This window comes from Kineococcus anabasis, from assembly GCF_054590795.1.
Genome location: NZ_BAAIHU010000002.1, coordinates 454,250 through 479,055, shown reverse-complemented (window position 1 = coordinate 479,055; position 24,806 = coordinate 454,250). Strand labels below are relative to the sequence as shown.

Genomic DNA, 24,806 nt, shown 5'->3' with positions numbered 1-24,806 from the left:
TCTCGCGCTGCTCGTCAGCTGCCCTGGGCGGGACGGCCGGAGCCGCGCCCACGACGCCGGGAGCCACCGGAGCGCGGCGCACCGGCACCCGCCGGGCGGGGCGCACCGGGCCCGGCCGCCCTGGACGTGCCGGAGCCCGCCGTGCGCGGCGCACCGGAGCCCGCGGCGCGGGACGTGCCGGTGGCGGTGCGCGGCTTCGCGGCGCGCTGGGGCTGCGCCGGCGCGACGGGCACCGGGGCGCTCGCGGGGTCGACGTAGGGGGCCTGCGGGCCCGTCAGGTCCGACAGCTCCCGGGCGCCCGCGGCCACCGAGGACCAGCGCGGGGAGATGCCCGCCTGCCGGGCCAGGGTGCGCACGTCGCCGCGCTGGTCCGGCGTCGCCACGGTCACGACGGTGCCCTCCGCCCCCGCGCGGGCCGTGCGCCCGGAACGGTGCAGGTACGCCTTGTGCTCGGTCGGCGGGTCGACGTGCACGACGAGGTTGATGTCGTCGACGTGGATGCCGCGGGCCGCGATGTCCGTGGCGACGAGCACCCGGACCGAGCCGTCGGAGAACGCCGTGAGGTTCCGCTCGCGGGCGTTCTGGCTGAGGTTTCCGTGCAGGTCCACCGCGGGCACACCGACCGCGGTGAGCTGCTTGGCGAGCTTCTTCGCCGAGTGCTTCGTGCGGGTGAAGAGGATCGTGCGGCCCAGGCCGGAGGCCAGCTCCCGCACGACCTGGCCCTTGGCGTCGGCCGCGACCTCCAGGACGTGGTGCTCCATCGTGGAGACCGGAGCCACGGCCGGGTCCACCGAGTGCGTCACGGGCTGGCGCAGGTACCGCCTGACCAGGACGTCGATCCCGTTGTCCAGCGTCGCGGAGAACAGCAGCCGCTGCGTGCCCGCGGGCGTCGCGTCCAGCAGTCGCTTGACGCCCGGCAGGAAGCCGAGGTCGGCCATGTGGTCCGCCTCGTCCAGCACGGTGACCTCGACGCGGTCCAGGCGGCAGTGGCCCTGGCCGATGAGGTCCTCCAGCCGGCCGGGGCAGGCGATGAGGATGTCCACGCCTGCACGCAGCGCCTGCACCTGCGGGTTCTGCCCGACGCCGCCGAAGACGGTCGTCACGCGCAGGCCGAGGGCGGTGGCCAGGGGGGTGATGGTCGCCGCGACCTGGTTGGCGAGCTCCCGGGTGGGCAGCAGGACCAGGGCACGGGGGCGGCCGGCCTCGCGGCGGGTGCCCGAGCGGGCCAGCGCGGCCACCAGCGGCAGGGCGAAGGCGATGGTCTTGCCGCTGCCGGTGCGCCCGCGGCCGAGCACGTCGCGGCCGGCGAGGGAGTCGGGCAGCGTGGCGGACTGGATGGGGAACGGCTCGGTGACGCCGCCGGCGGCGAGCACCTCGACGAGGGGGGCGGGCACGCCGAGCGCGGCGAAGCCGGACTCTCCGGCGACGGCGGCGCGCTGCGCGGGCACCACGGCCTGCGGCGCCTCGGCGCGCGGGGCGGCGGCGACCGCGGCGGCGACCGGCGCGGGGGCGACCGGGGCGGCGGCGGCCGGGGTCTGGCTCGCCGCACCCGCGGCGCGCGTGGCGCGGCGGCGGGGGGCGGACGGGGTGGACGGGCTGGACGATCCGGGCGTGCGGACGTCGCGCATGCTCAAGGCGAGCCTTCCGGGAGGGGATGGGTGGTGGCCGACGGACGATCGACCCCGCTCACGAAGAGGGACCCGCTGGGACTTCCGGCGCCCTGGGGCGCATCGCACTCGACCGCGGGCCCGGCGCCGACGGCGCGCCCGCTCCGGGACAGTCTGCCCCATGCTCCCATCGGCAGCACAGCGCGCCCGCTTGAGCGGGTGCACCCGATCGGCTGCTCCTCGCGGCCCGGCTCCCCGGACCACGCCGCTCCAGGCTCGCGAGATGGTTGGACAGGCTAACCTCACCTCGTGCCGACCACGTCGAGCTCCGCCCGCACCGCGCGCGACGCGCTCGCCCCACCCCCGCGCCTCCCCGCCCCCTCCCGGCTGCGCTCCGCGGGCGGCCGCACCACCGGCCTGCTGGTGGCCCTGGCCCTGCTCGCCCTCGCGGTGGCCCTGAGCCTGGCCGTGGGCGCCCGGGACGTCCCCCTCGGCACGGTCGCCGGCGCCCTCACCGGCGCCGACACCTCCCCCGACGCCCTCGTGGTGCGGGAGCTGCGGCTGCCGCGCACGGTCACCGGCCTCGCCGTGGGCGCGGCCCTCGGGCTGGCCGGGGCCCTCATGCAGGCCCTCACCCGCAACCCGCTGGCCGACCCCGGCCTGCTCGGCGTCAACAACGGCGCCGCCGCGGCGATGGTGACCGTCGCCGGCATCGTGGGCGCCGGCAGCACCAGCACGCTCGTCTGGGCCGCGATGGCCGGGGCCGCCGCGGCCTCCGTCGTGGTCTACGCCCTGGGTGCCGCCGGGCGCGGGGGCGCCACCCCCGTCCGCCTGGCGCTGGCGGGCACGGCGGTCAGCGCGGTCCTGCTGGCCTGGACCAGCGCCCTCGTCCTGCTCGACCGCGAGACGTTCGACCGCTACCGCTTCTGGCAGGTCGGCTCCCTGGCCGGGGCCGGGTGGGACACCCTCACCGGGCTGGCGCCCTTCCTCCTCGTCGGCGGTGTGCTGGCCCTGGCCCAGGGCCGCGGCCTCAACGCCCTCGCCCTCGGCGCCGACTCCAGCCGGGCGCTCGGCGCGAGCACCGCCCGCACCCGGGTGCTGACCGCCGTGGCCGTGACCCTGCTGTGCGGGGCCGCGACCGCCGCGGCCGGGCCGCTGTGGTTCATCGGCCTGGCCGTGCCGCACGCGGTGCGGGCGGTGACGGGCCCGGACCAGCGCTGGGTGCTGCCGTACTGCGTGGTCTGCGCGCCCGTGCTGCTGCTGCTGGCCGACGTCCTCGGGCGCGTGCTCGTGCGGCCGGGCGAGCTGCCGGTCGCCATCGTGACCGCCGCCGTCGGGGCGCCGGTGTTCATCGCCCTGGTCCGCCGCCGCCGGCTGGCGCACCTGTGAGCGCCCCCGCCGCGGCCCGGCCCGCCGCGCCCCCGCGCCCGCGCCGGCGTGCGGTCGCGCCGCGCACCGCCGTGGTGTGCGCGCTGCTCGTCCTCGCGGTGCTCCTGGCCGCCACCGTCGCCCTGACCACCGGGGAGTACCCCCTGCCCGTGCGCGACGTGGTCGCGACGCTGCTCGGGCGCGGGGACCCCGGGGCGGAGTTCATCGTCTGGGGGCTGCGGCTGCCGCGCGTCGTCGTCGCCGTGGTGGTCGGTGCGGCGCTCGGCATCGCCGGGGGGATGTTCCAGCAGCTCACGCGCAACCCGCTGGGCAGCCCCGACGTGATCGGCTTCACGCACGGCGCCGCCCTCGGGGCCGTCGTGGTGCTGCTCGTCCTGCACCGCACCGGCCCGGCCGTGGCGCTCGGGGCGCTCGCCGGGGGCCTGGCCGCGGCCCTGCTGGTGTACGCGCTGGCCTTCCGCGGCGGCGCCGAGGGCTACCGCATCGTGCTCGTCGGCATCGGCCTGACCGCCCTGCTGCAGTCCACGACGCACTACCTGCTCACCCGCGCGGAGGTGGAGGAGGCCCACGGCGCGCAGCTGTGGCTGACCGGCACCCTCAGCGCCCGCGGCTTCGAGCACGTCGCGCCCCTGGCGGTGGGGATGCTCGTGCTGGTGCCCGCCGCCCTGGTGCTCGGGCGGCGGCTCACCCTGCTGGAGATGGGCGACGACCTCGCCTCGGCGCTCGGGGTGCGGGTGGAGCGGGTGCGCCTGGCCGCGGTGGTGGTGGCGGTGGCCCTCACCGCGGGCGCGACCGTCGCCTCGGGGCCGATCCTGTTCGTGGCGCTCGCCGCCCCGCAGGTGGCGCGCCGGCTGACCCGCGCCACCGGGGCGGGCCTGCCCGCGGCGGCGCTGACGGGCGCGGCGCTGCTGCTCGCGGCGGACGTGGCGGCCCAGCGCGTGCTGGCCCCCACCCAGCTCCCGGTGGGCGTGATGACCGCCGCCGTGGGCGGGCTGTACCTGGCCTGGCTGCTCGTGGACTCCTGGCGCCGGGGGCGCGGATGAGACCGCCCGGCGCGCCCCGCACCGACCACCCGAACCCCACCCGGAGGACGAACGCCGTGCACGCTCCCCCCGCCCGGCTGCGCGCGCAGGACCTGACCCTGGCGTACGAGCAGCGCACCGTCGTCGAGGGCCTGGACCTGCAGATCCCCGACGGCTCCTTCACCGTGATCGTCGGGCCGAACGCGTGCGGGAAGTCCACGCTGCTGCGGGCCCTGGCGAGGCTGCTGAAGCCCCGCTCCGGGGGCGTGCACCTGGACGGGGAGCTGATCGGCCGGCTCCCCTCCAAGGAGGTGGCGCGCCGCCTGGGCCTGCTGCCGCAGACGGCGAGCGCCCCGGACGGCATCACGGTGGCCGACCTCGTGGCGCGCGGCCGCTTCCCCCACCAGCGGCTGCTGCGGCAGTGGAGCACCGAGGACGAGCGGGCCGTGGCGGGGGCGATGGCCGCCACGGGGGTCGACGCCCTGGCCGAGCGCGCCGTGGACGAGCTGTCCGGGGGGCAGCGGCAGCGGGTGTGGCTGGCGATGGCGCTGGCCCAGGAGACGCCGATCCTGCTGCTGGACGAGCCGACGACGTACCTGGACATCGCCCACCAGATCGAGGTGCTGGACCTGTGCGCCCAGCTCCACGAGGAGCAGGGCCGCACCCTCGTGGCGGTGCTGCACGACCTGAACCACGCCTGCCGCTACGCCACGCACCTGGTGGCGATGCGCGGCGGGCGGATCGAGGCGCAGGGCGCACCGGGCGAGGTGGTGGACGCGGCGCTGGTGGAGCGGGTGTTCGGGCTGCCGTGCGTGGTCGTGCCGGACCCCGAGACGGGCACCCCGCTGGTGGTGCCCGCGGCGCGGCGCGGGGGCCGGCGGGCACGTGCGGCGGGTGCGGAGGCGACCACCGGGGCGGGCACCGGCCCGGCAACCGGGGCGGGCACCGGGGCGGGCACCGGGGCGGGCACGTCGCCCGGGGCGCCCGTGGGCACGTCGGCGGGCGGCCGGGCCGGCGCAGGGCGCTGAGCCACGGCAGGACCGCCGGTGCGCCCTGGGTTACGGTGACGCAGGTGATCGGCGGGCGCGTGGGCCTCGTGCTGCACCCGGTGCGCGACGTGGGCGCCGAGGTGCGCACGGTCGTGGACTGGGTGCTGGGCCGCGGCGGGCAGGTCGTGGGCCTGGAGCCCGACGCCCCCCGCCTGCCCCGCGAGGTGCGCTGCGTCCCACCGCAGGAGCTGGCCACGGCCTGCGACGCGGTGGTGAGCCTGGGCGGTGACGGCACGATGCTCGGGGCGCTGCGGCTGCTCATCGGCTCCTCGGTCCCCGTGCTCGGGGTGAACCTGGGGCACCTGGGCTTCCTCGTGGAGCTGGAGCCGCGGGAGCTGCCGGTCGCGCTGGAGCGGGTGGCCGCCGGCGACTACAGCCTCGAGCCGCACAGCTGCCTGCGCGTGCGGGCGCCGCACCTGGAGGCGGTGGCGTTCAACGACCTCGCGCTGGCGCGCACCCCCGGGCAGGGCTCGGCCGCGGCGGCGCTGGCGGTGGACGGGCACCGCCTGGGGTACTACCGGTGCGACGCGGTGGTGCTGAGCACCCCGACGGGCTCGACGGCGTACAACTACGCGGCGGGCGGGCCGGTCGTCTCCCCCGCCGCCGACAGCTTCCTCGTCACGCCGGTCGCGCCGATCTCGGGCATCGCCCGGACGCTGGTGCTGGGGACGGACGAGACGGTGCGGCTGGAGCTGCTGACGGGCAGCTCCCCGCTGGTGGCGGAGGTGGACGGCACGGTCGGCGGCCGCCTGGAGCCGGGCGCGGCGGTGGACGTGTCGGTCCAGCGCGACGCCGGCTGGGTGATCCGGATGGGCGGCGACTCCCCGGGCAGGAGGAGCAGGGCGCGGCTGACCCTGCTGGACCTGCCGCTGCTGCCCGAGGAGCTGCGCGAACTGCTGCCGCAGGAGCTGCTGCGGGGGGACCCGACGAGCGGCACCCGCTAGGGGTCAGGGGGCGGGCGTCGCGCCGGCGGCCTGCCCGGCGCCGGGGGCCGGGGCGTCCTGGCGGTCGGCCGGGGGTGGGGTGCTGCGCTGCGTCGGGGCGGTGCCGGCTCCACCCTCCGCGCCGGGGTCGGTGGTGCCGGGTCCGGCCGGGGTGGTGGTGGTCGGATCCGGCTCCCGCGTGGCCGAAGACGTGCTCGACGACGTGCCCGACGTCGTGCTGGTCTCCCCGCTCGGGGTGGCGGCCCCGGTGGGCTCGTCCGTGCCGGGAGCGCTCGGGGACCCGTCCGGCGTCGCGGTGGGGACGGGCTCCGGCGCGGGGGCCTGCGCCAGCGGCACGCCGAGGACACCGCGGTCGGCCTGCGGCGCGTCGCCGCCGGAGGCGCTGCCCGGGGCGCTGCCGGAGGCGACGCCCTGGGTGCGGGCCGCGACGGACTCGCCGGTGGCGAACTCGAACCCGGCGATGGAGACGACGGCCACGGCGAAGGCGGCGGCGGCGAGGCCGGCGACCTGCCGCAGGCGGCGGGGGCCGGGCACCGGCGGTCCCGGCACGGGTGTCGAGCCGGCGGGCGGATCGGCGGGCGGCTGCCCGGCCGCGGGGTCAGCCGCGGGGTCAGCCGGGTCGGCGGGATCCGCGGGGTCGGCGGGATCCGCAGGGTCGGCAGGATCCGCGGGGTCGGCGGGGTCGCGGCGCCCGCGGGCGCGCCGGGCGGCCTCCGCGAGGCGCTGGCGGCTGCGGTCCAGGTAGTAGGTGTAGACGGCGCCGGCGGTGGAGGCGGCGAGGCTGCCGAGCCCCGCGCCCAGCAGGGTCCCGACGGACCCCAGGGACTTCAGGGTCGACAGCAGCACCGCGGCGGTGACGGCGGCGAGGGCGCCGCCGAGGATCTGCATCCAGTTGATGGTCAGGGTGGGCCTGGGTGTCTGCTCACTCATGTCCTGCCCATCGTCGCAAACCCGCGACGAGGGCCCGCGCACGGGCGCGGGCCCTCGTGTGGAACCCCTGTGGAGGTCGTGCACCCCCGCCCGGTGGGACGGGGGCCCGGCGGAGGGGCGGGGCTCGGCGGACGGGTGGGGCTCAGCGGGCGGCGGCGCGCTGGGTGGCGTCGCGGACCTCGCCGACGAGCTCCTCCAGGACGTCCTCGAGGAAGACGACACCGGTGACGCGGCCGGTGCCGTCCACGACGCGGGCCAGGTGCGAGCCGTTGCGCCGCATGCTCGCCAGGGCGTCCTCGACCTCCTCCACGACGCCGAGGGTGCCGAGGGCGCGGACGCGCTTGTCGGGCACCGGCTGGGTGTACCGCTCGTCGTCGGCGTAGAGGATGTCCTTCACGTGCAGGTAGCCCAGCAGGTCCCCGCCCGTGGCCAGGACGGGGAAGCGGCTGAAGCCGGTGCGGGCGACGAGCGCCTCCACGTCCTGGGGGGTGGCCCCGGCGGGGACGGTCACGAGCCGCCCCAGCGGCACCGCGATGTCCCCCACGGTCCGGTCGGAGAACTCCAGGGCCCCCGACAGCAGGCCCTGGGTGTCCTCCAGGGTCCCCTCGCGCCGGCTCTCCGCGACGATGGACTGGACCTCCTCGGCGGTGAAGGCGGAGGCCACCTCGTCCTTGGGCTCCACCCCCACCGCGCGCAGGGCGGCGTTGGTGATGCCGTTGAGCAGGCGGATGAGCGGGCCGAGGAAGCGGCCCAGCGCCAGCAGCGGAGGCGCCAGCAGCAGCGCGGAGCGCTCGGGGCCGGCGATGGCGAGGTTCTTGGGGATCATCTCGCCGACCACGACGTGCAGGTACACCACGACCGTCAGGGCCAGTACCAGGGCCACCGGGTGCAGCAGCGCCTCAGGGACGCCGACGGCCGCGAAGACCGGCTCCAGCAGGTGGGCCAGCGCGGGCTCGGCCACGGCACCGAGGCCGAGGGAGCACAGCGTGATGCCGAGCTGGCAGGTGGCGAGCATGAGGGAGACCTGCTCCATGGCCGCGAGCGTCTTGCGCGCGCGGCCGCTGGTCTCCGCCAGGGGCTCGATCTGGCTGCGCCGGGCGGAGAGCACCGCGAACTCCGCGCCGACGAAGAAGGCGTTGCCCAGCAGCAGGGCCAGGCCGATGCCGAGACCGGTCAGCTCGCTCACCGGCGCACCCCCTCGGGGTCGAGGACCAGCCGCTCCCGGCTCCCGCTCCGGGAGCCGGCGGCGTGGCGGGTCCGCAGGTCGACGTGCTGGGTGGTGGCGCCGTCCCCGGTGGCCTCCGCGGCGGTGGCGGGTGCGCGGCGCACGCGCAGCCGGTCCACCCGGCGGCCCTCCATCCGCACCACCTGCAGGACGAAGTCACCGGCCCGCGCCTCGTCGCCCGCGGTGGGGATGCGGCCGAGGCGGGCCATGACGAACCCGCCGAGCGTCTCGTAGGCGGAGTCGTCCGGCACGGGGACGTCGAGCCGGTCGCGGACCTCGTCGGGGCGCATCAGCCCCGGCACGGACCAGGTGCCGTCGCGGTGCTGGCGCACGCCGCCGCGGTCGCGGTCGTGCTCGTCGGCGACCTCGCCGACGATCTCCTCGACGAGGTCCTCCAGGGTCACCACGCCCGCGGTGCCGCCGTACTCGTCGAGGACGACGGCGAGCTGCAGGCCGCGCTCGCGCAGCTGCAGCAGCAGCGGCTCCAGGCGCAGGGTGTCCGGCACCCGCCGGGCCTCCACCATGATCGCGGCGGCGGGCACGTCGGCGCGGCGCTCCGGGGGCACCGAGACGGCCGTCTTCAGGTGCGCGACGCCGACGATGTCGTCGAGGTCGTCGCCGATGACGGGGAAGCGGGAGTGCCCGGTGGAGCGGGCCAGGGCCACGACGTCGGCGACGGTGTCCTCGCGGCGCACGGCCTGCACGCGGACCCGGGGGGTCATGACGTCCGCGGCGGTCTGGTCCCCGAACAGCAGGGTGCGGGCCAGCAGGTTGGCGGTGCCGGGGTCCAGGGTGCCCTGCTCCGCGGAGCGGCGGACCAGGGAGGCCAGCTCGGAGGCCGAGCGGGCGCTGGAGAGCTCCTCCTGCGGCTCCACGCCCACCGCGCGCAGGAACCTGTTGGCGCTGCCGTTCAGGACGGTGATGAGCGGGCGCATCGCCCAGGTGAACGCGCGCTGCGGCCCGGAGACGACACCGGCGGTGGCCAGCGGCAGGGAGAGGGCGAGGTTCTTGGGGATCAGCTCGCCCACCAGCATGGAGAACACGGTGGCGACGACCACGGCGAGCACGACGGCGACGGAGCCGGCGCTGGGTCCCTGCACGCCCACGGCGGCGAGGGGGCCGCGCAGCAGCGCCGCGAGGGACGGCTCGGCCAGGTAGCCGACGAGCAGCGTGGTCAGGGTGATGCCGACCTGGGCGCCGGACAGCTGGGTGGAGAGGGTCCGCAGGGCCGGCAGGACGGCGTGGGCGCCGCGCTCACCGCGCTCGGCCGCCCGCTCGACGGCGGGCCGGTCGAGGGTGACGAGGGAGAACTCCGCCGCGACGAAGACGGCGGTGCCGACGGTGAGCAGGACCGCGGCGAGGAGGAGGAGCCACTCCGTCATGCGCCGGCTCCGCGGCGGGAGGAGGGACCCGGTCGATGCGGGGGGTGGCCGCGGCGCGGCCCCGGAGGTGAACCGGCGGAGGAGGTGGCAGATGAGCTCATGGCCCTGCCGATGGTACGGCGGCGCCGAGCCGGGAGCACGACGGGACACCGGCGCCGCGCGCGGGCGGGTGGCGCGGCGCCGCGGCTCACCAGCCCGCGGGGAGCGGCCTGCCCTCGTCGTAGCCGGCGGAGGACTGCACCCCCACGACGGCCCGCTCGGCGAACTCCGCCACGGTGCGCGCGCCGACGTACGTGAAGGCCGAGCGCACCCCCGCGGTGATCTGGTCCAGCAGGTCCTCCACCCCCGGCCGCTCGGGGTCCAGGTGCATGCGGGAGGAGGAGATGCCCTCCTCGAACAGGCCCTTGCGGGCGCGCTGGAAGGGGCTGTCGCCGCGGGTGCGGGCGGCGACGGCGCGGGCGGAGGCCATCCCGAAGCTCTCCTTGTAGGCGCGCCCGTCGGTGCCGACGATGAGGTCGCCGGGGCTCTCGTTGGTCCCCGCGAACCAGGAGCCGACCATCACCTGGGCGGCGCCGGCGGCCAGCGCGAGGGCCACGTCGCGCGGGTGGCGCACGCCGCCGTCGGCCCACACCGCCGCGCCCAGCTCGCGGGCGGCGGTGGCGCACTCCAGGACCGCGGAGAACTGCGGGCGGCCGACGCCGGTCATCATCCGGGTGGTGCACATCGCGCCGGGCCCGACGCCGACCTTGCAGATGTCGGCGCCCGCGGCGACGAGGTCGCGCACGCCCTCGGCGGTGACGACGTTGCCGGCGACCACCGGCACGGACGGCGACAGCGCCCGCACGGCGGCCAGGGCGTCGAGCATCCTCTCCTGGTGCCCGTGGGCGGTGTCGACGACGAGGGCGTCGATGCCGCAGTCGAGCAGCGCCGCGGCCCTGCCCTGCACGTCGCCGTTGATGCCCACGGCCGCCGCCACGCGCAGGCGCCCGGTGTCGTCCAGGGCGGGCCGGTACACCGTCGAGCGCAGCGCCCCGGTGCGGGTGAGGACCCCGGCGAGGCGGCCGTCGCGGACCACGGGGGCGTAGCGGCGCCGGGCGCCGTGCAGCCGCAGGAACGCGGACTCCAGGCCGTCGCGCTCGACCTCGTCGGCGTCGAGGACCACGGGCGCGGCGCTCATGACCTGCTCCACGCGCGTGAAGCGGTCGACGCCGGCGCAGTCGGCGGGGGTGACGACGCCCACGACGGCCTCCCCGGCGACGACGACGGCCGCGCCGTGGGAGCGCTTGGGCATCAGGTGCAGCGCGTCGTGGACGGTGTCGGTGGGCGCCAGGCGCACGGGGGTCTCGAAGACGGGGTGGCGCTGCTTGACCCAGCCGACGACCTCGGCGACCACCTCCAGCGGGACGTCCTGGGGCAGGACGGCCAGGCCGCCGCGGCGCGCCACCGTCTCGGCCATCCGGCGGCCGGTCACGGCCGTCATGTTCGCCACGACGACGGGGACGGTGGTCCCGGTGCCGTCGTCGCTGGCCAGGTCCACGTCGAGGCGGGAGGTCACCGCCGAGCGGGAGGGCACGAGGAAGACGTCGCTGTAGGTCAGGTCACCGCTGGGGTGGTGCCCGGGGAGGAACCGCACCCGGCGATCGTAGGCGGGCCCGCGGCGGCGCGCCGCGGAACGGCCCGGCCCGGCGGCGCGCCGGGTGCGGCCGCGGTTCGCGCAGGATTCGCGGAGGACTCGCGCACGGACCCGGCGCCGGGCGTGGCCGGCCGGGCGGCGTCCTAACCTGCGTGCATGAGCACGCCGGACCCCCGCCGCCCGCAGCCCGCCCCCGTCCCCGCAGGCGCCGGCGGCGCCGGGAGGCAGCAGGCGGCCCGCCGGGCGGTCGTGGTGGAGGACGAGCCGACCATCGCCGAGGCCGTCGCGACGCGGCTGCGGGCGGAGGGCTACTCCGTGGAGGTCGCCGGGGACGGCCCCACCGGGGTGGCGCTGTGCGAGCGCTTCGACCCCGACGTCGTCGTCCTCGACGTGATGCTGCCCGGCTTCGACGGCCTGGAGGTGTGCCGCCGCGTGCAGGCCGTGCGCCCGGTCCCGGTGCTCATGCTCACCGCGCGCGACGACGAGACGGACAAGCTGATCGGGCTCGGCGTGGGCGCCGACGACTACATGACCAAGCCGTTCTCCATGCGGGAGCTGTCCGCCCGCGTCAACGGCCTGGTGCGCCGGGTGGAGCGCGCGCGGCAGCTCGCGGGGGCGGCCCCGGAGCAGGACGACACCCTGCGCTTCCCCGTCTCCGACGGGGAGCTGGAGGTGGACCGCGCCCAGCGGCGGGTGCGCCGCGCGGGCCGGGAGGTGCACCTGACGCCCACGGAGTTCGACCTGCTGGTGTGCCTGACGTCCTCCCCGCGCACGGTCCTGACGCGCGAGCGGCTGCTGGAGGAGGTGTGGGACTGGGTGGACGCCTCCGGCACCCGCACCGTCGACAGCCACGTCAAGGCGCTGCGCCGCAAGCTGGGCGCGGACCTGGTGCGCACCGTGCACGGCGTCGGCTACGCGTTCGAGCCGGCCGGCGCCCCGTGAGGGCGGAGCGGGCCCCGCTGCCCGCGGCCGGGCGCGCGCCGGGCCGCCACCCGTGGACGGAGGTCCGCCCGCTGGACCCGCTGCGCTCCCTGAAGGTGAAGCTGGGCGTGCTCGTCGCCGTGACGGTCACGGTCTCCTCGCTGCTGGTGTGGGTGGGCCTGCGCAACCACATCGGCCCGCGCTACACGCTGCCCGCGGCGATCGTGGCGGCGCTGGTGGTGACGCAGCTGCTGGCGCGGGGCATGACGTCGCCGCTGCGGGAGATGGCGGCGGCGGCGCGGGCGATGGCCCGGGGCGACTACAGCCGCCGGGTCCGCTCGACCAGCTCCGACGAGGTGGGCGAGCTGGCGGTGGCCTTCAACCGCATGGCGGAGGACCTGGAGGCGGTGGACCGGGAGCGGCGCGAGCTCGTCGCGAACGTCAGCCACGAGCTGCGCACGCCGGTCTCGGCGCTGCGCGCGGTCCTGGAGAACGTGGTGGACGGCGTGACGGAACCGGAGCCGCACGTGCTGAGCACGGCGCTGGCGCAGACGGAGCGCCTGGGCCGGCTGGTGGAGCAGCTGCTGGACCTGTCCCGGGTGGACGCGGGCAAGACGGCGCTGGTGCGCGACGACGTGGTGCTGCGGCCCTTCCTGCAGGAGGCGGTGGACGCGATGTCGCTGGCGGGGCGGGGGGTGGACTTCGTCGTGGACGTCGAGCCGCCGGGCATCGTGGTCAGCGCCGACGCGGAGCGGCTGCACCAGGTCGTGGCGAACCTGCTGGACAACGCCTCCCGGCACTCCCCCGAGGGGGGCACGGTGACGGTGTCGGGCCGCGCGCTGGGCGACGTGGTGCGCATCTCGGTGGCCGACGAGGGCCCGGGCATCGCGGACGAGGACCGCGAGCGGGTGTTCGAGCGCTTCCACCGGGGCACCTCCCGCCCGGACGGGGGCACCGGCCTGGGCCTGGCGATCGCGCGCTGGGCGGTGCAGCTGCACGGCGGCAGCATCGCCGTGGCGCCGCTGCCGCGGGGGGCGGGCTGCCGGATCGACGTGCACCTGCCGCTGCACGCGCCGCGGCAGGCGGGCGCCGTGCCCGTCGCCTGAGGGCGGGGTGCCCTGCCGTCCCCCGGCGGCGCGGGCGGTGTGGCACGCGCTGCCACGCCGGGCCGCTGCGGCGGGGACGTCGGGTCTAGGCTGGCCGGGCGTCCTGGCATCCCGCGGAAGAAGGCGACATCGTCGTGCCTCAGCACCCGTCCCACGAGGACCCCCTGACGACCTTCGGCCCCAACGAGTGGCTGGTCGACGAGCTGTACGAGCAGTACCTCGCCGACAAGCAGTCCGTGGACCCCGCCTGGTGGGACTTCTTCGCGGACTACCAGCCCGCGGAGAACCCCGGTGCCACGTCGAGCGCCTCCGCACCCGCCGCCGACGGCGGCCGCAACGGCGGCACCGCGGCCCCCGGGGGCGCACCGGCGAACGGCGGCTCGTCGAACGGCTCGGGCGACGGCGCCCGCACCGCGGCCCCCGCAGCCTCCGCCCCGGCCCCTGCGGCAGCGCAGGCCCCGGCACAGGCGCCGGCGGCGCAGGCCCCCGCAGCACCGGCGAAGGCACCGGCGAAGGCCGCCCCGGCACCGGTGAAGGCACCCGCACCCCTGGGCGCCGGGGACACGGTGGAGAGGCTGCGCGGCCCCTCGGCGCGGGTCGTGACGAACATGGAGGCCAGCCTCGAGGTGCCGACGGCGACGAGCGTGCGCGCCGTCCCCGCCAAGCTGCTGGTCGACAACCGCATCGTCATCAACAACCACCTGCGCCGGGCCCGCGGCGGCAAGGTCTCCTTCACCCACCTCATCGGCTTCGCCGTCGTCGAGGCGTGCCGGGAGATGCCCGCGATGAACGCCGCCTACGTCGTGGACGACGGCAAGCCCGCGGTGCTGCACCCGGCGCACGTCAACCTGGGCATCGCGATCGACCTGCCGAAGCCGGACGGCTCCCGCCAGCTCCTCGTCCCCGCCGTCAAGGAGTCGGAGACGAAGAACTTCGCTGAGTTCTGGGCCGCCTACGAGGACGTGGTGCGCCGCGCCCGGGCGGGCAAGCTGACGACCGAGGACTTCGCGGGCACGACGATCAGCCTGACCAACCCCGGCACGATCGGCACCAACCACTCGGTGCCGCGCCTGGTCAAGGGCCAGGGCGCGATCGTCGGCGTGGGCGCGATGGAGTACCCGGCGGAGTACCAGGGCGCCAGCGAGGAGACCCTCGCCCGGATGGCCATCAGCAAGATCCTCACGCTGACGTCGACGTACGACCACCGCATCATCCAGGGCGCCCAGTCCGGCGACTTCCTGCGCGTCGTGCACGCCAAGCTGCTCGGCGAGGACGGCTTCTACGACCGCGTCTTCCAGTCGCTGCGCATCCCGTACCAGCCGATCCGCTGGGTCCGGGACATCTCGATCCACCACGACGACCAGATCAACAAGACGGCCCGCGTCGTCGAGCTGATCCACGCCTACCGGGTCCGCGGCCACCTCATGGCCGACACCGACCCGCTGGAGTACCGCCAGCGCGTCCACCCGGACCTGGAGATCGAGAGCCACGGCCTGACGCTGTGGGACCTGGACCGGGAGTTCCCCACCGGCGGCTTCGGCGGCCGCCCGCACATGAAGCTGCGCGAGATCCTCGGCGTGCTGCGCGACTCCTACTGCCGCACCACGGGCATCGAGTACATGCACATCCAGGACCCGGAGCAGCGCCGCTGGATCCAGGACCGCGTGGAGCGGCCGTGGAACAAGCCGGGCGCGGAGGAGCAGCTGCGCATCCTGCGCCGCCTCAACGCGGCGGAGGCGTTCGAGACGTTCCTGCAGACCAAGTACGTCGGGCAGAAGCGCTTCAGCCTGGAGGGCGGCGAGAGCGTCATCCCGCTGCTGGACGCGGTGCTCTCGCACGCCGCGCGCGAGGGCCTGGACGAGGTGTGCATCGGCATGGCGCACCGCGGCCGGCTCAACGTCCTGGCGAACATCGCGGGCAAGAGCTACGGGCAGATCTTCCGCGAGTTCGAGGGCGTGCAGGACCCCCGCACGGTGCAGGGCTCGGGGGACGTGAAGTACCACCTGGGCACCGAGGGCACGTTCACCGCCGAGACGGGCGAGACGACGAAGGTGTACCTGGCGGCGAACCCCTCGCACCTGGAGGCCGTCAACCCGGTCCTGGAGGGCGTGGTCCGCGCCAAGCAGGACCGCCTGGACCTGGCCGGCCGCTCCTTCCCGGTGCTGCCGGTCCTGCTCCACGGCGACGCGGCGTTCGCCGGGCAGGGCGTGGTCGCCGAGACCCTGAACCTCTCCCAGCTGCGCGGGTACCGCACCGGCGGCACGGTGCACATCGTCATCAACAACCAGGTCGGCTTCACCACGGGCCCGGCCTCGGCGCGCTCCTCCGTGTACTCCACCGACGTCGGCCGCATGATCCAGGCGCCGATCTTCCACGTGAACGGCGACGACCCCGAGGCCGTGGTGCGGGTGGCGCAGCTGGCCTTCGAGTTCCGCCAGGCGTTCGACAAGGACGTCATCGTGGACCTCGTCTGCTACCGCCGCCGCGGGCACAACGAGGGCGACGACCCCTCGATGACGCAGCCGCTGATGTACACGCTGATCGAGAAGAAGCGCAGCGTCCGCAAGCAGTACACCGAGGCGCTGATCGGCCGCGGGGACATCACGGTGGAGGACGCCGAGGAGGCGCTGCGGGACTACTCCGCCCAGCTGGAGCGGGCCTTCGCGGAGACGCGCGAGGCCGGGGCGGGCACCGCGGAGGCCGACGGGGACAGCCGCGGCGGCCTGGAGCGCCCGAGCGCCCAGGAGGCCGACGACCTCGTGGGCTCCGCCGCGCGCCAGACGGCGGTGGGCACCCAGGTGCTGGAGCACATCGGCCGGGTGCAGAACAACCCGCCGGAGGGCTTCACGGTCCACCCGAAGCTGCGCCAGCTGCTGGAGAAGCGGGAGCAGATGTCCCGCGAGGGCGGCGTGGACTGGGGCTGGGGCGAGCTGCTGGCGTTCGGCTCCCTGCTCATCGAGGGGGTCCCGGTGCGCCTGGCCGGCCAGGACAGCCGCCGCGGCACGTTCGTCTCCCGCCACGCGGTGCTCATCGACCGGGTGACCGGTGAGGAGTGGACGCCCCTGACGCACCTGGCGGAGGGCCAGGCGCGGCTGTGGATCTACGACTCGCTGCTGAGCGAGTTCGCGGCGATGGGCTTCGAGTACGGGTACTCCGTGGAGCGCCCGGACGCGCTGGTGCTGTGGGAGGCGCAGTTCGGCGACTTCTTCAACGGCGCGCAGACCATCATCGACGAGTTCATCGCGGCGGGTCAGCAGAAGTGGGCCCAGCGCTCCTCGGTGGTGCTGCTGCTGCCGCACGGCTACGAGGGGCAGGGCCCGGACCACTCCTCCGGCCGCCCGGAGCGCTTCCTCCAGCTGTGCGCGGAGGACAACATGACCGTGGCGATGCCCTCCACCCCGGCGAGCTACTTCCACCTGCTGCGGCGGCAGGCGTACGCCCGCCCGCGCCGGCCGCTGGTCGTCTTCACGCCGAAGTCGATGCTGCGCCTGAAGGCGGCGGCCTCGGCGGTGGAGGACTTCACCACCGGCGGGTTCCAGCCCGTCATCGACGAGGTGGAGCCCCTGGACCGCGGTGCCGTGGACCGCGTGCTGCTGTGCAGCGGGAAGGTCTACTACGACCTGCTGGCCGCCCGCACCGCCCGCGGTGACCGCAGCACGGCCATCGTGCGCGTGGAGCAGCTCGCGCCGCTGCCGGTGGAGCTGCTGCGGCAGGTCGCGGACGGGTACCCGGGCGCGCAGCTGGTGTGGGTGCAGGAGGAACCGGCCAACCAGGGCGCCTGGCAGTTCGTGGCGATGAACACCCCGAACGACCTCAGCGACCGGATGCGGCTGGTCTCGCGCCCGGCGTCGGCCTCGCCGGCGGCCGGTTCGGCGAAGAAGCACCAGGCGGAGCAGGCGGCGCTGGTGGAGTCGGCCTTCGCCCGCTGAGACGCCCGTCCCGGTGCCCCGCGGCCGCCCGTGGTCGCGGGGCACCGGTGCGCCCGGGCACGGGAGCCACCCCGCGGCTACGGTCCGCCACGGTGCGCGACGGACCGGTGGGGCGGGCGGCTATCCTCGCAGCGCCCGCGCCGGACAGCGCGGCCGGGCGAGCGACCGTGCCGGCCGCGAGCGCACCAGCAGCGACCGCACCGGCGGCGGTCGGCCCAGCAGCGAACGAGCCCAGACAGGAGCGCCCCCGGCGTGAGCGAGGACCGCGTCTTCCCAGAGGACCGCTACGACGTGCGCGTCTGCGTCGTCGGCGACGAGTTCGTCACCGGTGTCGGCGACCCGCGCTCCCTGGGCTGGGTGGGCCGGGTGGCGGCCCGCACCCCCCGCGAGGACCGGGAGGTCACCCTCTTCCCCCTCGGGGTGCCGGGCGAGACGACGTCGGACCTGGCGGCGCGCTGGCGGGAGGAGACCGCGCGGCGCTTCGCGGGGGGCGACGAGCACCGCCTCGTCGTGGGCCTCGGGCACGCGGACCTGGACTCCGGCACGACCCTGGCGCGCAGCCGCCTCAACCTGGCCAACGTGCTGGACGAGTGCGAGGCGCGGGGCCTGCCCGCCCTCGTCGTGGGCCCGGCGCCCGTGACGGACGAGGCGCGCAACGAGCGGATCGGGGACCTGGCCGACGCGTTCGCGGACGTGTGCGCGCGCCGGCGCGTCGCCTACGTCGACACCTTCGGCCCGCTGTCGGACCACGAGGACTGGTACGCGGACCTGGGGGCCGGTGACGGTGTCCACCCGGGCCAGTCCGGCTACGGGCTCCTGGCGTGGCTGGTGCTGCACAGCGGCTGGTACGACTGGCTGGGCGTCCCGCAGCCCTGAGCGGCCCAGCGGCGGCCCGCACGCCCTCCCGGGCGGTGCCCGCGCGGGGTTAGGGTCCGCCCATGGCCCCGGCGACCGAGAACGCACCAGTCCTGCTGCTCGGTCCCCTGCTGCGCTACGTGGACGACTCCCGCGCGAGCGTGTGGGTCGAGACGGACCGCCCGTGCGAGGTGGAGGTCCTGGTCGGCCCCGACCCTGGCGCGCCCGGTGGGCGGGTGGTGCGGGCCGTCGCCCGCACGTTCTCCGTGCACGGGCACCACTACGCGCTCGTCGTGGCGCGGGGCCTGCCCCGGGGTGCGGTGCTGCCGTACTCGGTGGGCCTGGACGGTCACCGGGTCTGGCCCACCGGCGGGGCCGGGCCCTTCCCCCCGAGCACGATCCGCACCCGCGGCGCCGCCGACGACACGGCGCACCTGCGGCTGTCCTTCGGCTCCTGCCGGCGCGCGGGCGGTGACTCCCCGGCGGAGCTGCGCAGCATGGGCGCCGACGCCCTGGCGGCGCTGGCGCTGCGGATGGCCGCCACGGACACCGGGCAGTGGCCGCACCTGCTGCTGCTGACCGGCGACCAGGTCTACGCCGACATGCCCTCCCCCGACCTGCTGGCCCGCCTGCGCCGGGTCCACCGGGACGACCCCGAGGCGGACCCCGCCGTGCGCGACGAGATCGGCACGTTCGAGGAGTACACCTGGCTCTACCGGGAGACCTGGGGCACGCCGGCGGTGCGCTGGCTGCTGTCCACGGTCCCGACCTGCATGCTCCTGGACGACCACGACCTGCGGGACGACTGGAACACCTCCCTGACGTGGCGGCGGGAGGTCACCGGTGAGGCGTGGTGGCGCGACCGGGTCGTCGGCGCGTTCGCCAGCTACTGGGTGTACCAGCACCTGGGCAACCTCTCCCCCGAGGCGATCGAGGAGGAGCCGCTCTGGAACGTCCTGCACGCCATCGCGGACGACGACGAGCGCGACCGGGTGATCGACGACTTCGCCTGGGACGCGGACGCCGAGCCCTCCTCGGCGCGGTGGAGCTTCCGGCGCGACCTGGGCGACGTGCGCCTCGTCGCGGTGGACTCCCGCTGCTCGCGGGTGCTGGACCCGGACGCGCGGCGGATGGTCGACGAGGCGGAGTGGGCGTGGATCCGCGAGCAGGTCCTGGACACCGACCCCGCGGGCGGCACGGGGGACGCCCCGGGCGACGGCGGGGGCGGCGCGCCGCGGCACGTGCTGCTCGCCACGACGCTGCCGGTGTTCCTGCTGCACGCCCTGCACGACCTGGAGGGCTGGGACGAGGCCGTCGCGGAGGGCGCGTGGGGGCGCCGGTGGGCCTGGGCCGGGGAGAAGCTGCGGCAGGCGGCGGACCTGGAGCACTGGTCGGCGTTCCGCGGCTCCTTCACCGAGCTCGTCGACCTCCTCGCGCAGACCTGCGACCCGGCGCGCCCGGAGGCGCCGCGCAGCGTGCTGGTGCTCTCCGGCGACGTGCACTGCAGCTACACGGCGGAGGTCTCGCTGCCGGGGGTGGACCCGGCCCGCACGGCCGTGCACCAGCTGGTGATGTCCCCCTTCCGCAACGAGCTGGAGCGGGCGCTGCGGGCCGCGAACCTGGCCTTCGAGTCCCGGCCGCTGCGGGCGCTGCTGGCGCGGCTGGCCCGCGCTGCGGGCGTGGTGGAGCCGCCGGTGTCGTGGGACGTGGCGCACGGCCCGTGGTTCTCCAACGGGGTGATGACGCTGGACCTGCGGGGCGAGGAGGCGGCCGTGGAGGTGGACCACGCGCTGGTGGTCGGCTCCCACCAGGTGCTGCAGCGCACCGCGGACGTGCCGCTGACGGCGGGGCGCGCACGGCCCCCGCGCCCGGCGGGGGGATCCCGGCCGCGTGGCGCTGGGCAGTCTGAGCACGCCCGGGCGGTCCCGTAGTCCAGAATGTCCACGCCCGCCCCGACCCCGGAGGTTCCCGTGAGACAGCGCCGCTCGTTCCTGCTCCTGTGCGGCACGCTGGCCGCGACGGCCCTGGCCGCCGCCGGCTGCGGCTCGGACTCCCTGAGCGGCACCCCCGGGGGCGGCACCTCCTCCGGCTCCTCCAGCACGGCGCCCGCGGCGACGCCCAGCGCGGACGAGGCCCTGACGGCGATGCTGCCGCAGTCCGTGCGGGACTCCGGGGTGCTGCGGGTGGGGACGAACGCGGAGTACCCGCCGAACGAGTTCCTCGAGGGCGGCCGGCCCGCCGGCATGGGCATCGACGTGATGGACGCGGTCGCCGCCAAGCTGGGCGTGCAGACGGAGTACACCAACGCGCCGTTCGACACGCTCATCATCGGCGTCACCGGCAACCGCTACGACGCGGCCGTCTCCTCGTTCACGGTCAACGACGAGCGCAAGCAGCAGGTCAACATGGTCAGCTACTTCACCGCCGGTTCCCAGTGGGCCGTGAAGAAGGGCAACCCCTCCGGGCTGGACCCGGCCGACCCGTGCGGCAAGCGGGTCGCGGTGCAGACCGGCACGGTGCAGGCCGACGAGGACCTGCCGAAGCGGCAGCAGGAGTGCCAGGCCGCGGGCAAGCCGGCCATCGAGGTGCTCTCCTTCGCCAGCCAGCAGGACGCCACGGCGGCCCTGGTCGCCAACCGGGCCGACGCCACCGTGGCGGACTCCCCCATCGTCGCCTACGCCGTGCAGCAGACCCAGGGCCAGCTGGAGGCGGTCGGGGAGATCTACGACTCCGCGCCGTACGGCGTCGTCGTGCCGAAGGAGCAGACGCAGACCGCCGAGGCCATCGCGCAGGCGCTGCAGGCGATCGCCGAGGACGGCACGTACGAGCAGGTCCTGGCCAAGTGGGGCAACGAGGGCGGGGCGATCGACGACTTCGCCGTGAACCCGTGAGCTCCCGCGCCGCCCCCGGGCTCACCGGGGGCGGCCGGCCCGGCCCGGTCGACGCCGTACCCGTCCGCCACCCGTGGCGGTGGGTGGCGGTGGCGGTCATCGCGGTGCTGGTCGCGATGTTCCTGCACCTGCTGGTGACGAACCCGGTGTTCAACTGGCCGTTCGTCTTCGAGGCGATGAACCAGAACGCCGTCATCCGCGGCTTCCTCCTCGGGACGCTGTTCGTCACGGTCTGCGCGATGGCCCTCGGCATCACCCTCGGGACGCTGCTGGCGGTGATGCGCCTGTCCTCGAACCCGGTGCTGGCGTCGGTGTCGTGGGCGTTCACGTGGTTCTTCCGCAGCGTCCCGCGACTGGTGCTGCTGACCCTCGTCGGCGGCATCGGCGCGGTGTTCTCGACGGGTCTGTCCCTCGGCGTGCCGTTCGACTTCCTGCTGACCCAGTGGTTCGGCACCCCGGAGCTGCGCGTCCTCACCCTCAGCCAGAACCAGGTCAACGCGCTGGCGGGTGGCCTGGCGGGCGGGATCCTCGGCCTGGGGCTGTCGGAGGCCGCGTACATGGCCGAGATCGCGCGCGCCGGCATCCTCAGCGTCGACAAGGGGCAGGCGGAGGCGGCGGAGGCCCTGGGCATGACGCGCTCGCAGGCGATGCGCCGGGTGGTGCTGCCGCAGGCGATGCGGGTCATCGTCCCGCCCACGGGCAACGAGTTCACCGCGATGCTGAAGGACACCTCCCTGCTCATCGGCATCCCCGTGACGGTGGAGCTGTTCTTCCAGCTGCGCAACATCGGCAGCACGACCTACCAGCTGATCCCCGTGTACGTGGCGGCGATGCTCTACTACCTCGCCGCCTGCAGCGTGCTCATGGCCGGGCAGTACTTCCTGGAGAAGCGGTTCGGCCGCGGGTTCGGCGCCCGCACCACCGCCAGGAAGATCACCGTCGTGCCCGGCGCGGGTGGAGGGGGTGCGGCGTGAGCGGGGCACAACCCCTGGTGCGGGCGCTGAACGTGACCAAGTCCTTCGGGTCCGTCGTGGTGCTGGACGGCATCGACCTGGAGGTCGCCCGCGGGGAGGTCGTCTGCCTGCTGGGTCCCTCCGGCTCGGGCAAGACGACGTTCCTGCGCTGCATCAACCAGCTGGAGACCTACGACGGCGGCCGCATCTGGGTGGACGGCGAGCTGGTCGGCCTCCAGGAGCGCGCGGGGCGGCTGCACCGGCTGCCGGACAGGCGGATCGCCGCGCAGCGCCGCGACATCGGCATGGTGTTCCAGCGGTTCAACCTGTTCCCGCACATGACGGCGCTGGGCAACGTGCTGGAGGGTCCCGTGCGGGTCCGCCGGGAGCCGGCGGCGCGGGCGCGGGAGCAGGCCCTGGCGCTGCTGGACCGGGTGGGCCTGGCCGACCGCGCCGACCACTACCCCGCGCAGCTCTCCGGCGGGCAGCAGCAGCGGGTGGCGATCGCGCGGGCGCTGGCGATGCGGCCGAAGCTGATGCTGTTCGACGAGCCGACGTCCGCGCTGGACCCGGAGCTCGTCGGGGAGGTGCTGACGGTGATGCGGGAGCTGGCCGCGGAGGGCACCACGATGATCGTGGTGACGCACGAGGTGGCCTTCGCCCGGGACGTCGCGGACCAGGTGGTGTTCATGGACGCCGGCGTGGTCGTGGAGTCCGGCTCGCCGGCGGAGGTCATCGGCGCCCCGCGGCACGAGCGCACGCGCACGTTCCTGGCCCGGATGCGCACCGAGCAGCACAGCTGACCCGGCGGCCGCGCCCGCCGGGTCAGCCGCGCTCGTCGAGCACCAGGGCCAGGACGTAGCCGTACACGGTGAGCACGGTGAACAGCCACAGCCACAGGCAGACGGCGACCGCCGCGCCGACCTCGGTGAACCCGCCGAACGGTGCGCCGAGGTCGACGGGGATGGCGAGGAACACCACGAACCCCTGGACGAACCCGGAGAAGAACGCGCCCGTGCCGTAGGCGGCGAGGAGCGTGGAGCGCCACGAGGGGCGCGCCGGGCCGAGCACCCGGTACAGGTAGGCCAGGGCCGGGGAGACGACGAGCCAGTCCACGGTGAGGGCGGCCCAGACCGCGAGGGCGCCGTCGCCGAGGTCCCCGGTGGCGAAGCGGTCCGCGAGGAACGGCCCGAGCGCGAGCACGGCGAGGAGCCCGGCGGGGGCCAGCAGGAGCAGCGGCAGGGCCGTCAGGCGCACCCGCCACGCACCGGCCCTGCCCGGCAGCGGCGGCAGTCCCTCGGGGGCGGTGGAGCCCACCCGCGCGAAACCCCGCCGCAGCCCCTCGCCGTAGACGGTGGCGGGCAGCAGCGCGACGGCGACCGCGACCCACGACGCGGTGGCGGTGGAGTCCAGGAACGCGGAGAGCACCCCCCCGGCGCCCTGCGCGTCGGGCAGGGCCGCGGCGACGGCCGCCCCGAGGGCCTGCACGCGCTCGGGGCCGACGACGGCGGTGAGCAGCCGCACCACGACGACGAGGGAGGGCACGAGCGCCGTCGCCGCGTAGAAGGTGACCCCCGCGGTGAGCAGGGCCATGTCGTGCGAGCGGGTGCGGCGGCGCACCCGGTCGAGGAGGGCGCGCGCCGCGGCGGGCCACCGCGGCGCGCGGGCCCGCTGGGCGCCGGGAGGGCTCACGCGGGCTGGACGAGGCGCTCGGGTCCCCGGGCGACGGCGCCGCGGAAGGTGCGCCGGTAGGCGGTGGGGGTGGTGCCGGTCAGGCGGGTGAAGTGCTGGCGCATCATGGCCGCCGAGCCGAAGCCGCAGCGGCGGGCGACCTCGTCGACGTTCTCGTCGCCCTCCTCCAGCAGCAGCCGCGCCAGGGAGACCCGCTGCTCCAGCAGCCAGCGGTGCGGGGACAGACCCGTCTCGTCGCGGAAGCGGCGCGCGAAGGTGCGGGGAGCCATGAGCGCCTGGCGCGCCCAGCCGGTCACGTCGATGTCGTCGGCGAGGTGGGTCCGCGCCCACTCCAGGGCCTGCTGGAGGCTGTCGTCGGTGCAGGGGCGCACGGGGACCTGGACGTACTGCGCCTGCCCGCCGTCGCGGTGCGGGGGGACGACCATGCGCCGGGCGACGGCGTTGGCCACGGCGGTGCCGTGGGCGCAGCGCAGCAGGTGCAGGCACAGGTCGACGGCGGCGGCGGTGCCGGCGCTGGTGGCCAGCGGGCCGTCCTGGACGTAGAGGACGTCGGGGACGACCTCGACGGCGGGGAACTCCCGGGCGAGGCGGTCGGTGTACATCCAGTGGGTGGTGGCCCGCCGGCCGTCGAGGAGCCCGGTGCGGGCCAGGGCGAAGGAGGCGGCGCAGAGGCTGGCGACGGTGGCGCCGCGCTCGACGGCGGCCCGCAGGGCGCCGGCGAGGGCGGGCGTGGTGTCGGGGCCGAGGCTGCAGCGGCCGGGGTCGGCGCCGTCGTCGCGGCTGGGCGCCAGGATGACGAGGTCGGCGGTGGCGAGCCGCTCCAGGCCGTGGTCGGCGACGACGGTGAACCCCGCCTTGGTGCGCAGGGGGCCGGGGCGCACCGAGCACACCGCGAAGTCGAACCGCGGGACGCCCTGGGCGCTGCGGTCGATGCCGAACACCTCGCAGGGCACGGCCAGCTCGAACGGGGAGACGCCGTCGTCGACGACGACGACGACGTCGCGCAGCGGGGTCATGGCGGCAGTCTGCCAGGCTCCGCCCCAGTTGGCAGGATCCCGACGCAGGATGGCGATCCTGCCACTCGTGACGCCGGCCCGTTCCGGTGACGCTGTGTGCATGGACGTGCTGCTGCTGCTGGTCTTCCTCCTGCTGCTGACCCCCGCCACCCTGCTCTTCGGGGCCGACTCCCGCCGCGCCGGCGGCTGGGACGACCCGGGTGTCTGGAACGAGTCCTACCCGGGGTCACCAGGGCCCGGCCGCTGAGCGGCGGACGCCGGC

At 76.1% G+C, this 24,806-nt stretch carries 20 protein-coding genes; 13 read left to right on the top strand and 7 right to left on the bottom strand.

What is annotated here, in order from left to right; genetic code table 11:
• Positions 1-14: 14 nt before the first annotated feature.
• Entirely contained in the window at positions 15-1,628 is a 1,614-nt protein-coding gene (locus ACYQBY_RS05630; RefSeq protein ID WP_459642840.1) for a DEAD/DEAH box helicase, read from the bottom strand.
• 288 nt (positions 1,629-1,916) lie between these two features.
• Between ACYQBY_RS05630 and ACYQBY_RS05625 the strand changes: the two genes are divergently transcribed.
• From ACYQBY_RS05625 to ACYQBY_RS05610, 4 genes are read left to right on the top strand one after another with little or no spacing between them, the layout of a single operon-like run.
• A complete protein-coding gene (locus ACYQBY_RS05625; protein ID WP_459642839.1) occupies positions 1,917-2,996 on the top strand; it encodes a FecCD family ABC transporter permease in 1,080 nt (359 codons plus the stop codon).
• Positions 2,993-4,039: a FecCD family ABC transporter permease gene (locus tag ACYQBY_RS05620; protein WP_459642838.1), complete on the top strand. Its 1,047-nt coding sequence runs from the start codon at positions 2,993-2,995 to the stop codon at positions 4,037-4,039. Before ACYQBY_RS05625 ends, ACYQBY_RS05620 begins: the two co-directional genes overlap by 4 nt.
• Positions 4,036-5,046, top strand: a complete 1,011-nt coding sequence (locus ACYQBY_RS05615) for an ABC transporter ATP-binding protein (RefSeq protein WP_459642837.1) — start codon at positions 4,036-4,038, stop codon at positions 5,044-5,046. The genes ACYQBY_RS05620 and ACYQBY_RS05615 overlap by 4 nt, the downstream gene beginning before the upstream one ends.
• A gap of 44 nt (positions 5,047-5,090) precedes the next feature.
• A complete protein-coding gene (locus ACYQBY_RS05610; protein ID WP_459642836.1) occupies positions 5,091-6,011 on the top strand; it encodes an NAD(+)/NADH kinase in 921 nt (306 codons plus the stop codon).
• A 3-nt stretch (positions 6,012-6,014) separates the two neighbouring features.
• Here the strand turns inward: ACYQBY_RS05610 and ACYQBY_RS05605 are convergent, their stop codons facing one another.
• The 4 genes from ACYQBY_RS05605 to ACYQBY_RS05590 all read right to left on the bottom strand — a co-directional run bounded on the left by ACYQBY_RS05605 (position 6,015) and on the right by ACYQBY_RS05590 (position 11,181).
• Positions 6,015-6,941, bottom strand: a complete 927-nt coding sequence (locus ACYQBY_RS05605; protein ID WP_459642835.1) for a hypothetical protein — start codon at positions 6,939-6,941, stop codon at positions 6,015-6,017.
• A gap of 142 nt (positions 6,942-7,083) precedes the next feature.
• Complete coding sequence (locus ACYQBY_RS05600) at positions 7,084-8,127, bottom strand: hemolysin family protein (protein ID WP_459642834.1); 1,044 nt, start codon at positions 8,125-8,127, stop codon at positions 7,084-7,086.
• On the bottom strand, positions 8,124-9,548 hold the full coding sequence (locus tag ACYQBY_RS05595; protein ID WP_459642833.1) for a hemolysin family protein: 1,425 nt from the start codon (positions 9,546-9,548) through the stop codon (positions 8,124-8,126). Before ACYQBY_RS05595 ends, ACYQBY_RS05600 begins: the two co-directional genes overlap by 4 nt.
• A gap of 187 nt (positions 9,549-9,735) precedes the next feature.
• Positions 9,736-11,181, bottom strand: a complete 1,446-nt coding sequence (locus tag ACYQBY_RS05590; RefSeq protein ID WP_459642832.1) for a GuaB1 family IMP dehydrogenase-related protein — start codon at positions 11,179-11,181, stop codon at positions 9,736-9,738.
• A gap of 156 nt (positions 11,182-11,337) precedes the next feature.
• Between ACYQBY_RS05590 and ACYQBY_RS05585 the strand changes: the two genes are divergently transcribed.
• The 8 genes from ACYQBY_RS05585 (at position 11,338) to ACYQBY_RS05550 (ending at position 22,639) form a co-directional block, all read left to right on the top strand.
• Positions 11,338-12,123, top strand: a complete 786-nt coding sequence (locus ACYQBY_RS05585) for a response regulator transcription factor (protein ID WP_459642831.1) — start codon at positions 11,338-11,340, stop codon at positions 12,121-12,123.
• Positions 12,120-13,208, top strand: coding sequence for a sensor histidine kinase (locus ACYQBY_RS05580; RefSeq protein ID WP_459642830.1), 1,089 nt, complete (start codon positions 12,120-12,122; stop codon positions 13,206-13,208). Before ACYQBY_RS05585 ends, ACYQBY_RS05580 begins: the two co-directional genes overlap by 4 nt.
• Before the next feature lie 134 nt (positions 13,209-13,342).
• Positions 13,343-17,137, top strand: a complete 3,795-nt coding sequence (locus ACYQBY_RS05575) for a multifunctional oxoglutarate decarboxylase/oxoglutarate dehydrogenase thiamine pyrophosphate-binding subunit/dihydrolipoyllysine-residue succinyltransferase subunit (RefSeq protein WP_459642829.1) — start codon at positions 13,343-13,345, stop codon at positions 17,135-17,137.
• 252 nt (positions 17,138-17,389) lie between these two features.
• Positions 17,390-18,013, top strand: coding sequence for a GDSL-type esterase/lipase family protein (locus tag ACYQBY_RS05570; protein ID WP_459642828.1), 624 nt, complete (start codon positions 17,390-17,392; stop codon positions 18,011-18,013).
• 62 nt (positions 18,014-18,075) lie between these two features.
• Complete coding sequence (locus tag ACYQBY_RS05565; protein WP_459642827.1) at positions 18,076-19,923, top strand: DUF7800 domain-containing protein; 1,848 nt, start codon at positions 18,076-18,078, stop codon at positions 19,921-19,923.
• A gap of 39 nt (positions 19,924-19,962) precedes the next feature.
• The gene (locus ACYQBY_RS05560; protein WP_459642826.1) at positions 19,963-20,883 is read left to right on the top strand and encodes an ABC transporter substrate-binding protein; all 921 of its coding nucleotides are present in this window, start codon (positions 19,963-19,965) and stop codon (positions 20,881-20,883) included.
• A complete protein-coding gene (locus tag ACYQBY_RS05555; protein ID WP_459642825.1) occupies positions 20,880-21,857 on the top strand; it encodes an amino acid ABC transporter permease in 978 nt (325 codons plus the stop codon). Before ACYQBY_RS05560 ends, ACYQBY_RS05555 begins: the two co-directional genes overlap by 4 nt.
• The gene (locus ACYQBY_RS05550; protein ID WP_459642824.1) at positions 21,854-22,639 is read left to right on the top strand and encodes an amino acid ABC transporter ATP-binding protein; all 786 of its coding nucleotides are present in this window, start codon (positions 21,854-21,856) and stop codon (positions 22,637-22,639) included. The genes ACYQBY_RS05555 and ACYQBY_RS05550 overlap by 4 nt, the downstream gene beginning before the upstream one ends.
• A gap of 22 nt (positions 22,640-22,661) precedes the next feature.
• On the opposite strand, the gene ACYQBY_RS05545 is transcribed toward ACYQBY_RS05550, so the two are convergent.
• Both ACYQBY_RS05545 and ACYQBY_RS05540 read right to left on the bottom strand, forming a co-directional pair.
• Positions 22,662-23,528 carry a YihY/virulence factor BrkB family protein gene (locus ACYQBY_RS05545; RefSeq protein ID WP_459642823.1) on the bottom strand — a complete coding sequence of 289 codons (867 nt, stop codon included), beginning with the start codon at positions 23,526-23,528 and terminating at the stop codon, positions 22,662-22,664.
• Positions 23,525-24,544 (bottom strand): GlxA family transcriptional regulator, encoded by a 1,020-nt coding sequence (locus ACYQBY_RS05540; RefSeq protein ID WP_459642822.1) that lies wholly within the window; start codon positions 24,542-24,544, stop codon positions 23,525-23,527. The genes ACYQBY_RS05545 and ACYQBY_RS05540 overlap by 4 nt, the downstream gene beginning before the upstream one ends.
• Positions 24,545-24,644: 100 nt before the next feature.
• On the opposite strand from ACYQBY_RS05540, the gene ACYQBY_RS05535 reads away from it, so the two are divergent.
• Positions 24,645-24,791 carry a hypothetical protein gene (locus ACYQBY_RS05535; RefSeq protein WP_459642821.1) on the top strand — a complete coding sequence of 49 codons (147 nt, stop codon included), beginning with the start codon at positions 24,645-24,647 and terminating at the stop codon, positions 24,789-24,791.
• Positions 24,792-24,806: the final 15 nt, after the last annotated feature.